Below are 13357 nucleotides of genomic sequence, written 5' to 3'. Positions count from 1 at the left end.
CCTCAGCGCTCCACCCTGGTCACGCGGCGATTGTAGAGGTTCATCAGGAAGGCCGTGGCGAGGCTGAGCGTGAGGTAGACCGCCATGGTGATCGCCACCACCTCCACCGCCTGGTTGGTCTGGTTGAGCACGGTGCCCATGAAGACGTGGACGAGGTCGGGATAGCCGATCAGCACCGCCAGCGACGAGTTCTTGGTGACGTTGAGATACTGGCTGGTGAGCGGCGGCACGATCGCCCGCATCGCCTGCGGGACCACCACGAGACGCAAGCTCTGGCCCCGGCTCAGCCCCAGGGCGGAGGCCGCCTCCCCCTGCCCCCGCGCCACGCTGGAGAGGCCGGCCCGCACGATCTCGGCGATGAAGGCGGCGGTATAGGTGGAGAGCCCGAGCACCAGGGCGGCGAATTCCGGCAGGATCGGTAACCCGCCCTCGACATCGTAGGGGCCGCGCGCCGGCCAATCGACCGCGACCGGATGGCCGGCCAGCGCCAGCCCGATCCAGGCGAGACCCGGCAGGAGGATCGTGAGGGCCAACCCCGGCAGCCAGACCCGGACCGGAGGCAGGCCGGTCTCGGCTGCGCGGCGCGCCCGCCGTCGCAGGTGCGACAGGGCGGCAATGCCGGCGAGGAAAGCGATCGGCACCAGCCAGGCGGCGCCTGAGAATTCGGGGCTCGGCAGAACGAGACCACGCTGCGAGACGAAGGCGCCCCCCAGGCTCGCAGGAGCCTCGGCCGAGGGCAGGGCCACCCGCACGGCCACGTACCAGACGAGGAGCTGCAGCAGCAGCGGCACGTTGCGGATTGCCTCCACATAGGCGGAGGCCAGCCCGCGCGCGAGGAGGTTCGGCGACAGCCGGGCGATGCCCACCACGAAGCCGATCAGCGTGGCGAGCACGATGCCCAGCGCCGCGGCCAGCAGCGTGTTGCAGAGCCCGACGAAGAACGCATCGAGATAGGTCGAGGTCGCCGCCGCGTAGGGGATCAGCCGCTGGCCGATGTCGAACCCGGCATTGCGCGACAGGAAGCCGAACCCGGCGACGATGCCCTGTTTGGCGAGCTTCTGCGCGGCATTGCCGGCAGCGAGATAGACGAGGCCGGCGACGGCGAGCGCCAGGACGATCTGGAGCGCGAGGGCACGCAGGGAGGTCTTTCGGGATTCAGCCATGACGGCATCCTCCACGCGCAACCCCTCTCCCCCCTGCGGGAGAGGGTGGCCTTCGCGTCAGCGAAGGTCGGGTGAGGGGAGCGCCCTCTCCGGAAAGACCTGTGCCGGCCCCTCTCCCGCCCGCTCCGCGGGCACCCTCCCCCGCGAAGGGGGGAGGGTCTTGCTCCCACACGCCCCTCACCGGATCGGAGGCCCGTATTGCAGACCGCCCTGGTTCCACAGGGCGTTCAGGCCGCGCGGGATCTTCAGCGGTGTCTGCGCGCCGACATTGCGCTCGAAGGAATCGCCGTAATTGCCCACATGGCGGACGATCCGGTAGGCCCAGTCGGTGGTGAGGCCGAGGCCCTCGCCGTATTTGCCCTCGAGGCCGAGGATGCGCTTCGCGTCGGGGCTGAGCGCCGATCGGCGCATCTCCTCGACATTGGCCTGGGCGATCCCCGCCTCCTCGGCGTCGATCATGGCGTAATGGGTCCAGGCGACGAGATCGCGCCATTGGTCGTCGCCCTGGCGTACGCCGGGGGCGAACGGCTCCTTCGAGATCGCCTCGTCGAGGATGACGTGCTCGTCCGGATGCGCCGTCTTCAGGCGCTCGCCGTAGAGGGAGGATTTGTCGGTGGAATAGGCGTCGCAGCGGCCGGATTCGTAGGCGCCCAGCGTCTGCTCGCTATTGGCGAAGGTGACGACCTTGTAGGTCAGGCCCCGCGTGCGGAACCAATCGGCGAGGTTGAGCTCGGTGGTGGTGCCCTGCTGCAGGCAGATCGTCGCCCGGTCGAGCTGTTTCACCGACGTGATGGCGAGGGACTTTCGCACCAGGAACCCCTGCCCGTCATAGAAGGTGATGACCGGGAAGTTCATGGCGGCGGTGTCGCGCGACAGGGTCCAGGTGGTGTTGCGCGACAGGACGTCGATCTCGCCCGATTGCAGGGCGGTGAAGCGCGCGGCCGAGGATTGCGGGATGAACCGCACCTTGGCCGGATCGTCGAAGATCGCCGCCGCCAGCGCCCGGCAGAAATCCACGTCGAGCCCGCGCCACTGGCCCTGGCTGTCCGGAATGCTGAACCCCGCGACCCCGCCGCTGACGCCGCAGACGAGATGCCCCCGCGCCTTGACCTGAGCGAGGGTGCCTTGGGCGAGGGAAGGAGACGCGGTGAGGATGGCGAGGAGCGGGATCGAGACCAGTCGCATCCGCGCATTGCAGAGGATCGGCCGCCGCGGTCAAGCCGCCGCCCTCACCATCGTCATCCCGGGGCCGCATAGCGGAGCCCGGGATCCAGACGCACATACATTGCGAGGATGGATCGCGATCATGCGGCCGAGGCAGTGCCAATTCCAACATCCGTCGCGGCTCTGGATTCCGGGCTCGCCTTCGGCGACCCGGAATGACGGAGTGAGTCATGACATCCGTACTGCTGGCCGCACGTTACGTCAGAGAGCTAAACTCGCCGTCAGATCGGACCAATCCGGGTTGACCTCCTCGATCAACCGGATCTTCCAATCACGCCGCCAGGTCTTGAGCGATTTCTCGCGCTGGATCGCCTCCACGACCCGATCGTAGCTCTCGTACCAGACGAGGCGATCGATATTGTAGCGCGCGGTGAAACCGGGTTGCCGCTTCGTCTTGTGCTCGTGCAGGCGGCGCGCGAGATTGTTCGTGACGCCGATATACAGCGTGCCGTGACGGCCGCTGGCGAGCATGTAGACAGCAAAGGACATGAGCCGCATCGAGGCGAATGGACGGTTCCACGATGGATCGAACGTGCGGCTGAGTCAGCGCTGATTCTGCCATCCGTCTCGGCCGTGGATTCCGGGCTCGCCTCGGGCGACCCGGAATGACGGGGTAGGGCATGACATCCGCACCGTCATCCCGGGGCCGCACAGCGGAGCCCGGGATCTAGACGCACATACATTGCGAGGATGGATCGCGATCATGCGGCCGCGTCAGCGCTGATTCCAACATCCGTCGCGACTCTGGATTCCGGGCTCGCCTTCGGCGACCCGGAATGACGGTGGGCTTAGGCAGCGCGAGGTTGACGCGTCGTCTCCCGCGAGGCTGAGGTTGCGGCGCAACCGCCCTCCCCGCATACGGGTTTCCATGTCGAACACCCCTCCCCGCGATCCCGCCCGTTTCGGCCCGGCCACACGCCTCGTCCATGCGGGGCGCGATCCGTCCGCGCAGCATGGCTTCGTCAACACGCCGATCTATCGCGGCTCGACGGTGCTGTTCCCGACCTATGACGACCTGCAGCACCGGCGCGGGCGCTACGATTACGGCACCAGCGGCTCGCCGACGATGGATTCGCTCACCCAGGCCTGGAGCGAGCTCGCCGGGGCGGCGGGCACGGTGCTGACGCCCTCGGGCCTGGCCGCCCTCACGGTCGCCCTGATGAGCGTGGTGAGCGCGGGCGACCATCTCCTCGTCACCGACAGTGCCTACCGCCCCACCCGCATCTTCTGCGACGGGGTGCTGAAGCGCTTCGGCGTGGAGGTGACCTATTACGATCCCCTCGTCGGCGCCGGCATCGGCGCTCTGATGCAAACGAACACCAAGGCGGTTTTGGTGGAGGCGCCGGGCTCGCAGAGCTTCGAGATGCAGGACGTGCCGGCCATCGCGGAGGTCGCCCATGCGCATGGCGCCGCCGTCATCATGGACAATACCTGGGCGACGCCGCTGTTCTTCCCGCCGCATGAGCGGGGCGTCGACATCGCCGTGGAGGCGGGGACCAAATATCTCAGCGGCGGCTCGGACCTGCTCCTCGGCCTCACCTCGGCCAACGAGCGATACTGGCCGGCGCTCCACCGCACCTTCGAGCATTTCGCCATGTGCGCCGGGCCGGAGGACGCGTTCCTGGCGCTGCGCGGCCTGCGCACCATGAACCTGCGCCTGCGCGAGCACGAGCGCCAGGGCCTCGCCATGGCGCGCTGGCTGCAGGCGCGGCCGGAAGTGCTGCGGGTGCTCCATCCGGCCCTGCCGGAGGATCCCGGCCACGCCATCTGGAAGCGGGACTTCTCCGGGTCGTCCGGCCTGTTCGGAGTGGTCCTCAAACCGGCTCCGGCGAACGCCGTGGCGGCGATGCTCGACGGGCTCGAATTGTTCGGGATGGGCTTTTCCTGGGGCGGCTTCGAGAGCCTCGTCATCCCGTTCGATTGCCGGACCTACCGCACCGCCACGCGCTGGGAACCGGGCGGACCGGGCTTGCGCTTCCATATCGGCCTCGAGGAGATTTCGGATTTGCAGGCCGATCTCGATGCCGGGTTTTCGCGGTTACGCGCCGCGATGTGAGGCGCTCTTCGTAAGACACGGCGCACCGTCATCCCGGGTCGCCAAAGGCGAGCCCGGGATCCAGAGCCGCTGCCGGTGCATCGCCTTGCGCTGTCGTCGCTTCTGGATTCCGGGCTCCGCTACGCGGCCCCGGAATGACGGCGGATGACGATCGTGAGGGGGTTTTCCAAAACAGAAAAAGGGTCTTTCACGGCGCCAGCCAGGTCCCCGCCCAGCCGTCGCCGTCCCGCTTCCAGGCGGCGCGCCGGTGTCCCCGCCGGTCGAGGAACAGGAATTCGAGCCGGGTGGCACTCACCTGAACCGCGCAGAAATTCGGCCGGCCGGCGGCGATGGCCGCGTCGGTCTCCGGCAGGGAATAGCCCTCGCCCGAGGCGAGTTCGGTGCCGGGCCCCGGCGCCACGCCATAGCAGACCCGGCTCATCGCCATCGATCCGTCCCAGGCGGCATCCGCCAGGGCATCGTCGGTATGGAGCGTGGCCGGGCCCGAGACCCGGATCTGGACCTTGCTCGCCGAATCGTAGCCGTGCAGCGCGGCCCGGCCAGAGGCGGCGATCTCGGCGGCCTTGCGGGACCGGCGGTCGCAATGGAAGCGCAGGATCCCGGTCCTGCGCTCGGCCTCGCGCAGGACGATGGTGCGGACCTGCGGGCAGCCGTCGGCATCCACCGTGGCGAGGGCGGGCATGTGGAAGGCGTTGCGGCGCAGCCTCGGCCCGTCCTCCAGAAGCTGCCAGAGATGGGCCAGGCTGGCGTCGAGATCGTCGAAGAAATCCGGCAGCGGAATCGTCGGGGGAGTCATGCCGAGAACGTCACGGAACGGGATCCGCCCCGGACTTCCGGCGCTTTTCCTTCAGGATCAGCGCGACGTTGCGGAGATAGATGCCCGTCGAGAGGGCCTGTCCGAAGATGATGACCGGCTCGCGCCGCACCAGCCCGTAGACCAGGGTCATCAGCCCGCCCGCGATGGAGAGGAACCAGAACGAGAGCGGCATGACGCTGCGGCCGGCCTTCTCGCTCGCCAGCCATTGCAGGATGAAGCGGGCGCCGAACACCACTTGGGCTAGGATGCCGAAGACCAGCCAGCCGTCGAACTTGGTGACGAAGATGTCGTAGGCGTAGCCGCTCAGGTCTTCCGAAAGCTGCATCAGCATGGGTTCAGGCCTCCCCACCGGTCACGAGAGCGCCCTGCGCCGAAGTGATGCCGGTTCGGCGAAAAAGAGCGTGGCACGACAAAGGTCTAGATCTCCACCGCCTCGGGCGAGGGCCGCTTGCGGCGGATCAGCCACCACACCCCCGCGAGATCGAGGAGGCCCACCCAGAGCCGGTCGAACAGGCCGTAATTGGAACGCCCGGTGAAGCGCGGCCGGTCGACCACGTCGGCATGGACCACGCGGTAGCCCTCGCGGGCGACGAGGGCCGGCATGAAGCGGTGCAGCGCATCGAAATAGGGCAGCGCCCGGTAGACCTCGCGCCGGAACACCTTCATGCCGCAGCCGGTATCGCGGGTGTCGTCCTTGAGGATGCGGCCGCGCACGCCGTTGGCGATGCGCGATTGGAGGGTCTTCAGACGCCCGTCCTTGCGGCCGACGCGCTGGCCCTGGGCCAGGCCCGTGCTCCGGCCGCCCTCCTCCAACGCTGCCACCAGGGCGGGGATGAAGGCCGGATCGTTCTGGCCGTCGCCATCGAGGGTGGCGATGAGGGCGCCCCGCGCCACGGCGACGCCGCTGCGGATCGCGGCCGATTGCCCGCCGCTGCGGGCATGGCGGACCACGCGCAGCCAGGGCCGGGTACGGCGCAGATCGCCAAGGACCGCCCCGGTGGAGTCGGTGGAGCCGTCATCGACATAGATCACCTCGAACGGGACCAGGGCCGAGCAGGCGCGCTCGATCTCGGTGACGAGGCTCTCGACATTGCCGGCCTCGTTCTTCACCGGGACGACGATGGACAGGCGGGTGGAGGGGGCTGTGTCGGTTTGGGTCACGGGGTCACCGCATAGGCCGAGAGGTCGATCCGCCGGCCGCTGTTGATGTTGAAGCCGGAGACCCGGCCGACCGGGGCAGCCTTGACGGGGGTATCCTTAGCGCGTGTCTCCGCCCGCCGGAACTCGTCCAGGAACGGCTCGGTGACGAAGACGAGGCGGCAGCCGCCCCCTGCCAGGAACTCCGCCGCCTCGGCCCCGGTATTCAGCATGGCGAGGTCCGTCCCGATGAGGAAGACGAGGCTCGGCTCGCGGTAGCCGAGGCTGGCGACCTTCGGGGCGGCGCAGGGCAGCCCGTCGCGGAGGGCGGCGAGGCGCGGCGAGACCTTCAGCGCCGCGAGCACCGGCTGGGTCAGGCCGAACACCGCCGGCGAGAGCAGGGCCGAGGCCAGGATGGCGCAGGCCAGCGCCCGTTCGGGCAGGCGGCGGGCGAACAGCACGACAGCGAGGATCGCGGCGGCGCAGGAGGCCAGCAGCAGCGGCAGCCCGGCGACGGGGATCACGTGGTCGAAGGTCCAGGCCACGCCGACGAGGCCGAGGGTCAGGCCGACCGGGATCAGCACCACCAGGGCGGCCACGGCCCTGGCTCCCCGCCGGCCCGGATCGAGGGCGCCGCGCCCCACGGCCAGGAGGGTGAGGATCGCCACGGCCGGCATCAGCGGCAGGACGTAATGCGGCAGCTTGGTCGGCACGGCCTCGAACAGGATCCAGGCAGGCACGATCCAGGCGAGGAGGAACGCGATCGCATCGTTGCGCCGATTGGCGAAGGCGAAGGGCGCGCTCAGCGCCGCGAAGGCGGCCCCCGGCCAGAAGGTGGCGAAGAACACCGCCAGATAGGTGCCGGGCGGCGCGCCGTGCTTCTCGGCGGCTCCCCCCACCTTGCCGAGCATGTCGCGACCCACCGCCTCGCCGAAGAACGCGCCGCCGCTCTTCCACGCGATGGCGACGAACCAGGGGGCGACGATGGCCAGGGTCAGCCCGAGGCCGAGGCCGGGACGCAGGTCCATGAGCCAGCGGCCGGACCGCTCCTTCAGCGACAGCGCGAACGCGGCGAGCCCGACGAAGAGCGGCACCATCGGCCCCTTGATCAGGATGCCGATCGCCATGGCCAGCCAGAACACCAGCACGGTCGTGAGATCGGGCCGGCCCCGCGTCCGTCCGGGCGTGATCCGGCCGAGCCAGACCCGCGCCAGCGCGCCCATCGCGGCGACCGAGCAGGCGGTGAGGAGGGCGTCCGTCTTGGCGAGGCGCGCCTCCGCCGAGATCATGATGCAGGCCGAGAACAGGGCGGCGGCGACGAGCGCGCCCCGGCGCGGCAGGAAGGCGAGGGCCGCCCAATAGGTGAACAGGCTCGCCAACAGCGCACCGATCAGCGAGGGCACGCGGTAGAGCGCGATGGTGGTGCGGGCCCGGTCGACCCCCAGGGCCTCGGCCCCCTTCACCACCGTGGCCTGCACCCAGTAGATCCCCACCGGCTTCTTGTGGCGCGCCTCGCCCTGGAAGCGGATGTCGACGATGTCGCCGGTCTCGATCATCTGCTTCGAGGCCTGGGCGAAGCGCGGCTCGTCGCGGTCCATCGGCTGGAGCGAGACGAAGCCCGGCAGGAAACAGACGAGGCAGAGAGCCAGGAGCAGGGCGCAGGCGCGGGCATGGCTCGCCGAGGCCGCCTCGATCAGCCTGTCGAGGAAGCCCGCTCCATCGCCGGGCGGGACGGCATGTCCGGCATCGGCGGTTCTCATGAGACGGGACGCGGTGGGGCGGACATGGGGCGGCTCCGGGCCGACGGGCAGCCCTTGACGATCGGTCGATGCCGCGACGGGCGGCGGTGTCGATGATGCGGCCGGGAAAGTCAAATTCGCCCGCATCGGAGGAGTGCTGCCAGGATCACGCAAAAGCAGCGAAACGACGGCGGTAATCGCCGGGCGTCGTCGCGATCCGGCGCAGGAAGACCCGGCGCAGGGTTTCCTCGGCACGAAGGCCACAGCGTTCGGCGATGCGCTTCAGCGGCAGGTCGGTCTCCTCCAGCAGCCGGCGAGCGGCCTCGAAACGGATGCCCTCGATCGCCTCGGCCGGGCTGCGGCCCGTCGCGGCGCGGTAATGCCGGGCGAAACTGCGCGGGCTCATCCCGGCCCGGTCGGCCAAAGCGGGGATCGTCAGATCGGCGGCGAGGTTCTCGCCGATCCAGGCATGGAGGCGGCCGAACCGGTCGTCGCCGCCCTGAAGCGAAAGGGCCGCGCTGAACTGGGCCTGCCCGCCGGGCCGCTTGAGGAACACGACGAGGTGACGCGCCACGGCCAGGGACGTCTCCCGCCCGAGATCGGCCTCCACCAGGGCCAGCGCGAGATCGATGCCCGCGGTGACCCCGGCCGAGGTCCAGAGCGCGCCGTCGCGGATGAAGATCGGGTCGGCCTCGACCCTCGCCGCCGGATAGAGGGCCCGCAGGGCATCGCAGCGGGTCCAGTGGGTTACCACGCGGCGGCCGTCGAGGAGGCCCGCCGCCCCGAGGAGGAAGGCCCCGGTGCAGACCGAGGCGACGCGACGCGACCGGGCGGCCCGGCCGGACAGCCAGGAGACCAGGCCGGGATTGTCGAGATGGGCATGAACCCCTCGCCCGCCGGCGACGATCAGCGTGTCGATGGAGCCGGAATCCGGAACCAGACCCTCGGCGGTCAGTGCGAGACCCGAGGAGGTGACGACGGAGCCGGCACGCTCGGCGACGACGCTGACCCGATAAGGGGATGGCCGTCCGGCGTCGACGAAAAGGTCGTTGGCGGTGGCAAAGACCTGGAGCGGACCGGCCACATCGAGGAGCTGCACCCCCGGATAGGCCAGGATTGCCACGGCGAGTGGTGGCTCCCGCAGGGGGTGGTTTGGCAGGATACGAGGGTTTTTGGTCATGTCGGCCGGCAGCCTGCGCCGGTACCGTCGGATCTGTCCAGTCGCGGCCCTTCCGTTGCCGCCCCCTCCCGGAGACCCTTGCCATGCCCCAGACCGAGATCCGCTTCGAGATCGGCCTCCTGACCTTCGAGGGCGTGCAGCAGCTCGACCTCACCGCACCCTACGAGGTCTTCGCCTCGCTGCCGGGGGCGCGCGTCCATCTCGTCGGGCTCGACCGCGCCACCGTGGTCAGCGCCACCGGGTTGCCGCTGACGCCCACGACGGATCTCGCCGCCTGCCCGCCCCTCGACCTCCTCTGCATTCCGGGCGGGATCGGCGTGAACGCCCTGATGACGCACGCGCCTGTGCTCGATTTCGTGCGCGCCCAAGCCGAGCGGCCGATCCTGGTCACCTCGGTCTGCACCGGCGCCCTCATCCTCGGGGCGGCGGGCCTGCTGCGGGGGAAGCGCGCGACCACCCATTGGGGCGCCCTCGACCTCTTGGCGGCCTTCGGGGCGATCCCGGTCGACGAGCGGATCGTGCGCGACGGACGGATCATCACCGGGGGCGGCGTCACCGCCGGCCTCGATTTCGCCCTCGCGGCGGTGGCCGAGCTCGCGGGCCGGACGGAAGCCGAGACGATCCAGCTGGCCCTCGAATACGCGCCGGCCCCGCCCTTCTCGGCGGGCCATCCCGGCACGGCCTCGCCTGAGGTGGTCGCGGCTGCCCGCGCACGATTCGCCGCCTCGCGCGCCGCCCGCGAAACGATCATCGCGGGGATCACCGGGAACGGGGGGTTCTGAGCCTCATGCGTCATCGGGCCCGGCGGCGAGGGCATAGACCGCCTCGCCGAGGCGCTGGAACGGACCGTCGGGCCCCGAGCGCTTCCACAGCCGGGTGTTGAGGGCCGCCACCGGGTCGATGCCGGGGACCGACAGGCCGCGCAGGGTCAGGCCCTCCAGGATCTCGGCGGCGTGGAGAGGCCGGCCCGCCTCCTCGAGGATCTCGGAGGCGGCCTCCATGAGGAGACGGCCCTCGCGCCGGGCCTGCGACCGGTCGCCGCCGGATTCGCCCGCAGGCTCCTCGCTTGCCGAATCCGGCGGCGGGGCGACCGGGGCCGGATCGCGCCGCCCGTCCCCCGCCCCTCCGCCGGGCCCGGATATCCGGCGGCCGATATCGAGGAAGAGCGTGAAATCGGCGATGGCCCGCTCGATCCGGGCCCGCTCGCGATAGAGGTCGGAGAGGCGCGCCTCGGCCTCGGCTTCCGTCAGGAACATGGTGGTACCTCTGGAATATTCCAATTACGGAATATCTAGCAGAAGGCGTGCCGGTATGGAATATTCCTCTCGGATATTCGGAAGATGTCTCAGCCCGCGAGGGCGCGCCGTGCCGCACCGGCCTTGGATGCGCCCGCCTTCGCCCCGCCGAGCCTGGGCGGCACCAGCAGGGCGCTCGGATGGGCGGGCTGGAGCATCATGCCGGCCTCGTCGAGGGAGACGGGCAGTTTCGGGAAGACCTCCTGCATATGGGCGAGATCGGCCTTGAAGGCCTGCCGGAAGCTGCGGATGCTGGCATTGTCGGCACCGAACTGGCTGTGCAGGTTGGCCCAGGTCAGCCGCAGCGGGCGCTGCAGGACGCGCAGGCGGTAGCCGAGCCAGAACAGGAGATCGAGCTTGCGGGCCGAGCCGGCGAAGGCGCGGGCCGCGCGGATATCGACCGGCAGGGCGTGCTGGATCAGGTTGTCGTAGAAATCCTGGTGGAACTGCACGGTCTTCGACCAGACCTGACCCTCCCCCGATCCGTGCGAGAGCCAGAGGTCGAGCTGGCGGAAGGGCGGCACGTTGAGGGTGCTGGCCTTGTCGCTGCCGTCCCAGAGGCCGATCTGCAGGGTACAGGCGGCGAGCCGGTTGAGCTGTTCCTTGAACTGCCGGATCGTGCCGCGCTCGCCGCCGGTGACGGAAAATCCCATCTCCTTCATGAAGCCCGACAGGCTGTCCGCCACCGTGATGGTGGGGCTGCGCTGGCGCACCGCCTCGGTGCAGAGATGCAGCAGGACGAGGCGGGCCTTGGGGCCGTAGGGCAGGCCCTGGAATTCCATCTCGCCATTGACCGGGTTCTTGAGGCGGCCGGCCAGCAGGCTGAGGGAATTGCGGCCGTATTCCCGGAAGAACTCGCGGGCATCGCCCGGATCGCGATAGGGCAGGCCGCACAGGGCCAGCACGCTGTGGATGTGCTGCAGGTTCTCCGGCAGGGTCGGTTCGTTCTCGATGACCTCGCGCACCATGTCGCGCCGGCGCCGGTCGCGGGGCATGGCGCCGCGCATGTCGGCGGCCTCGCGCAGGCTCGCCGACTCGGCGTCGCGGGCACGCTGCCGATGGAGGATATGCTCGACGATGCTTCCGAACAGGAAGCTGCCGCGGCCGGCCTCGACCTCCTCCAAGAGGTCGGGATCACGGATCTGGGCGAGCTTCTCCTCGATCCCCATGGCTGTCATCGATACCGGCGGCTCTGGTCACTGAACTTCCGCCATCGCACGATTCCGAGGCCAGGAGTCGCCGGGGCCGGATCTTATCCCGACAATCCACGGAGTCGGCCCAAGGGCTCGGCCACGGAACCCCGCAGCCGGGGGATGGGCCGCACCCGTGCGGCGATCCCGCCGCCGGAAGAGACCGCCCCTCAGCCCTTCCGAGGTCTACGCAGAGTTCGATACGGGCCGGAATTCCGTTCTATCCCCATACTTCACCGGCAAACCTCGTTCTCCCCGCAGAATTCCATACGGATCGGCGCAGAATCGCATACGGATCGGGGCCGCGACAGCGCAGAATCCGATACGGGGCCACGCAGAGTTCGATACGTACCCGCGCAGAGTTCGATACGCGAAAGGGTCTCAACCTACGGGGAGACCACGCGAATTCGCCGTCCCATATAACTTGCTGAACTGACTCTCTAAAAAGAGGTTACTGATATCTTTCCTAAGGGGTCGGTGGGTCGTTCGCTTTACCGGACGGCACGGTTTTTTGATCGATATCTTGGAATTTCCAGAATTCCTCCTCTCCCGGTCCACAGGTTCGGCACAGACGAGGATGGATCGTGCCCCCCTGCGACACCGGCTTGAGGGGACGCCACCGGTTGGCCTAACCGTGGCCGAGCCCGGACCTGCGCCCTTCCCCCTTCCTGACTTTCCCCAGCATGGTGAGCCCGTGACATCCGAAGCCCCGATCGAGACCCTGCTGCGATTGATGGCGGCCCTGCGCGATCCCGAACGGGGCTGCGCCTGGGACCAGGTCCAGACCCTCGACAGCCTCGCCCCCTACACGCTGGAGGAGGCCTACGAGGTGGTGGACGCCATCGAACGTGGCGATCTCGCCGATCTCCAGGGGGAACTCGGCGACCTCCTGCTTCAGGTCGTGTTCCAGGCGCGGGTCGCCGAGGAGGCCGGGAGCTTCGCCTTCGACGATGTGGTCCGGACGATCTGCGCCAAGCTGATCCGGCGGCATCCGCATGTGTTCGAGGCGGATGGGTCGCTGCTGGCGGATGGTCCCGAGCGCCTGAACCAGGCGCAGCTCGACGCCAACTGGAATGCGGCGAAAGCGGCGGAACGGTCGGAGAAGACGGGGCGGTCCGAACACGCCGGGGGCGACCTCCTCGGCTCCGTCGCCAAGGCCCTGCCCGCCCTCACCCGGGCCGAGAAGATCAGCCGCAACGCGGCGCGGCACGGATTCGACTGGCCGGACGCGGCCTCGGTCGTCGCCAAGATCCGCGAGGAGGTGGACGAGGTCGCCGACGCGCTCGGGCGGAACGACCCGGATCACCTCGCCGAGGAGATCGGCGACCTGCTCTTCGCGGTGGTGAATCTCGCCCGGCATTCCGGAATAGACCCGGAATATTCCTTGAAAAGAGGGAATATCAAGTTCGAGCGGCGCTTCCACGCCATGGCGGCTTTGATCGCGGAGGATGGGGCAAGCCTGGACGAGGCCGATCTTCCCGCCATGGAGGCGGCCTGGCAGCGGGTGAAGCGTTCGGAAGCCTGATCGCCGGCTGGCTTCGGTCCGTTCGCCCGCC

Annotated in this window: 13 protein-coding genes; 3 read left to right on the top strand and 10 right to left on the bottom strand. The window is 69.3% G+C overall.

What is annotated here, in order from left to right; translation table 11 throughout:
* Nucleotides 1-2: 2 nt before the first annotated feature.
* From ACYQR9_RS16815 to ACYQR9_RS16805, 3 genes are all read right to left on the bottom strand, one after another.
* Entirely contained in the window at nucleotides 3-1163 is a 1161-nt protein-coding gene (locus tag ACYQR9_RS16815) for an amino acid ABC transporter permease (protein WP_461227470.1), read from the bottom strand.
* A gap of 177 nt (nucleotides 1164-1340) precedes the next feature.
* On the bottom strand, nucleotides 1341-2348 hold the full coding sequence (locus tag ACYQR9_RS16810) for an amino acid ABC transporter substrate-binding protein (RefSeq protein WP_461227468.1): 1008 nt from the start codon (nucleotides 2346-2348) through the stop codon (nucleotides 1341-1343).
* Between the two features lie 240 nt (nucleotides 2349-2588).
* On the bottom strand, nucleotides 2589-2876 hold the full coding sequence (locus ACYQR9_RS16805; RefSeq protein ID WP_461227467.1) for a GIY-YIG nuclease family protein: 288 nt from the start codon (nucleotides 2874-2876) through the stop codon (nucleotides 2589-2591).
* A 379-nt stretch (nucleotides 2877-3255) separates the two neighbouring features.
* Here ACYQR9_RS16805 and metC point away from each other — a divergent pair, with 379 nt between their 5' ends.
* Nucleotides 3256-4443, top strand: coding sequence for a cystathionine beta-lyase (gene metC, locus ACYQR9_RS16800; RefSeq protein ID WP_207411225.1), 1188 nt, complete (start codon nucleotides 3256-3258; stop codon nucleotides 4441-4443).
* Between the two features lie 187 nt (nucleotides 4444-4630).
* On the opposite strand, the gene ACYQR9_RS16795 is transcribed toward metC, so the two are convergent.
* The 5 genes from ACYQR9_RS16795 to ACYQR9_RS16775 form a co-directional block, all read right to left on the bottom strand.
* Nucleotides 4631-5239 carry a pyridoxamine 5'-phosphate oxidase family protein gene (locus ACYQR9_RS16795; protein WP_419952625.1) on the bottom strand — a complete coding sequence of 203 codons (609 nt, stop codon included), beginning with the start codon at nucleotides 5237-5239 and terminating at the stop codon, nucleotides 4631-4633.
* Nucleotides 5240-5249: 10 nt separating this feature from the next.
* Nucleotides 5250-5591 carry a lipid-A-disaccharide synthase N-terminal domain-containing protein gene (locus ACYQR9_RS16790; RefSeq protein ID WP_056425711.1) on the bottom strand — a complete coding sequence of 114 codons (342 nt, stop codon included), beginning with the start codon at nucleotides 5589-5591 and terminating at the stop codon, nucleotides 5250-5252.
* Between the two features lie 86 nt (nucleotides 5592-5677).
* Nucleotides 5678-6421, bottom strand: coding sequence for a glycosyltransferase family 2 protein (locus tag ACYQR9_RS16785; RefSeq protein ID WP_461223459.1), 744 nt, complete (start codon nucleotides 6419-6421; stop codon nucleotides 5678-5680).
* Nucleotides 6418-8157, bottom strand: a complete 1740-nt coding sequence (locus ACYQR9_RS16780) for an ArnT family glycosyltransferase (protein ID WP_461227464.1) — start codon at nucleotides 8155-8157, stop codon at nucleotides 6418-6420. The genes ACYQR9_RS16785 and ACYQR9_RS16780 overlap by 4 nt, the downstream gene beginning before the upstream one ends.
* A gap of 145 nt (nucleotides 8158-8302) precedes the next feature.
* Nucleotides 8303-9316, bottom strand: a complete 1014-nt coding sequence (locus tag ACYQR9_RS16775) for a GlxA family transcriptional regulator (protein ID WP_461227462.1) — start codon at nucleotides 9314-9316, stop codon at nucleotides 8303-8305.
* Nucleotides 9317-9399: 83 nt separating this feature from the next.
* Here ACYQR9_RS16775 and ACYQR9_RS16770 point away from each other — a divergent pair, with 83 nt between their 5' ends.
* Entirely contained in the window at nucleotides 9400-10098 is a 699-nt protein-coding gene (locus tag ACYQR9_RS16770; RefSeq protein WP_461227460.1) for a DJ-1/PfpI family protein, read from the top strand.
* Between the two features lie 3 nt (nucleotides 10099-10101).
* Here ACYQR9_RS16770 and ACYQR9_RS16765 read toward each other — a convergent pair whose 3' ends face one another.
* Together ACYQR9_RS16765 and ACYQR9_RS16760 are read right to left on the bottom strand one after the other, a co-directional pair.
* Complete coding sequence (locus ACYQR9_RS16765; RefSeq protein WP_461227458.1) at nucleotides 10102-10572, bottom strand: winged helix-turn-helix domain-containing protein; 471 nt, start codon at nucleotides 10570-10572, stop codon at nucleotides 10102-10104.
* Between the two features lie 89 nt (nucleotides 10573-10661).
* Entirely contained in the window at nucleotides 10662-11780 is a 1119-nt protein-coding gene (locus tag ACYQR9_RS16760) for a replication protein RepA (RefSeq protein ID WP_018043688.1), read from the bottom strand.
* Nucleotides 11781-12495: 715 nt separating this feature from the next.
* Here ACYQR9_RS16760 and mazG point away from each other — a divergent pair.
* Nucleotides 12496-13326 carry a nucleoside triphosphate pyrophosphohydrolase gene (gene mazG / locus ACYQR9_RS16755; protein WP_461227456.1) on the top strand — a complete coding sequence of 277 codons (831 nt, stop codon included), beginning with the start codon at nucleotides 12496-12498 and terminating at the stop codon, nucleotides 13324-13326.
* Nucleotides 13327-13357: the final 31 nt, after the last annotated feature.

Source organism: Methylobacterium sp. CM6241 (assembly GCF_054817845.1).
This window is presented reverse-complemented; position numbering and strand designations above follow the sequence as displayed.

Excerpts from the sequence above, each read along its gene's own strand:
- ACYQR9_RS16815 (WP_461227470.1), bottom strand. The coding sequence starts at position 1,163 with ATGGCTGAATCCCGAAAGACCTCCCTGCGTGCCCTCGCGCTCCAGATC.
- ACYQR9_RS16810 (WP_461227468.1), bottom strand. The coding sequence starts at position 2,348 with ATGCGACTGGTCTCGATCCCGCTCCTCGCCATCCTCACCGCGTCTCCT.
- ACYQR9_RS16805 (WP_461227467.1), bottom strand. The coding sequence starts at position 2,876 with ATGTCCTTTGCTGTCTACATGCTCGCCAGCGGCCGTCACGGCACGCTG.
- metC (WP_207411225.1), top strand. The coding sequence starts at position 3,256 with ATGTCGAACACCCCTCCCCGCGATCCCGCCCGTTTCGGCCCGGCCACA.
- ACYQR9_RS16795 (WP_419952625.1), bottom strand. The coding sequence starts at position 5,239 with ATGACTCCCCCGACGATTCCGCTGCCGGATTTCTTCGACGATCTCGAC.
- ACYQR9_RS16790 (WP_056425711.1), bottom strand. The coding sequence starts at position 5,591 with ATGCTGATGCAGCTTTCGGAAGACCTGAGCGGCTACGCCTACGACATC.
- ACYQR9_RS16780 (WP_461227464.1), bottom strand. The coding sequence starts at position 8,157 with ATGAGAACCGCCGATGCCGGACATGCCGTCCCGCCCGGCGATGGAGCG.
- ACYQR9_RS16775 (WP_461227462.1), bottom strand. The coding sequence starts at position 9,316 with ATGACCAAAAACCCTCGTATCCTGCCAAACCACCCCCTGCGGGAGCCA.
- ACYQR9_RS16770 (WP_461227460.1), top strand. The coding sequence starts at position 9,400 with ATGCCCCAGACCGAGATCCGCTTCGAGATCGGCCTCCTGACCTTCGAG.
- ACYQR9_RS16765 (WP_461227458.1), bottom strand. The coding sequence starts at position 10,572 with ATGTTCCTGACGGAAGCCGAGGCCGAGGCGCGCCTCTCCGACCTCTAT.
- ACYQR9_RS16760 (WP_018043688.1), bottom strand. The coding sequence starts at position 11,780 with ATGGGGATCGAGGAGAAGCTCGCCCAGATCCGTGATCCCGACCTCTTG.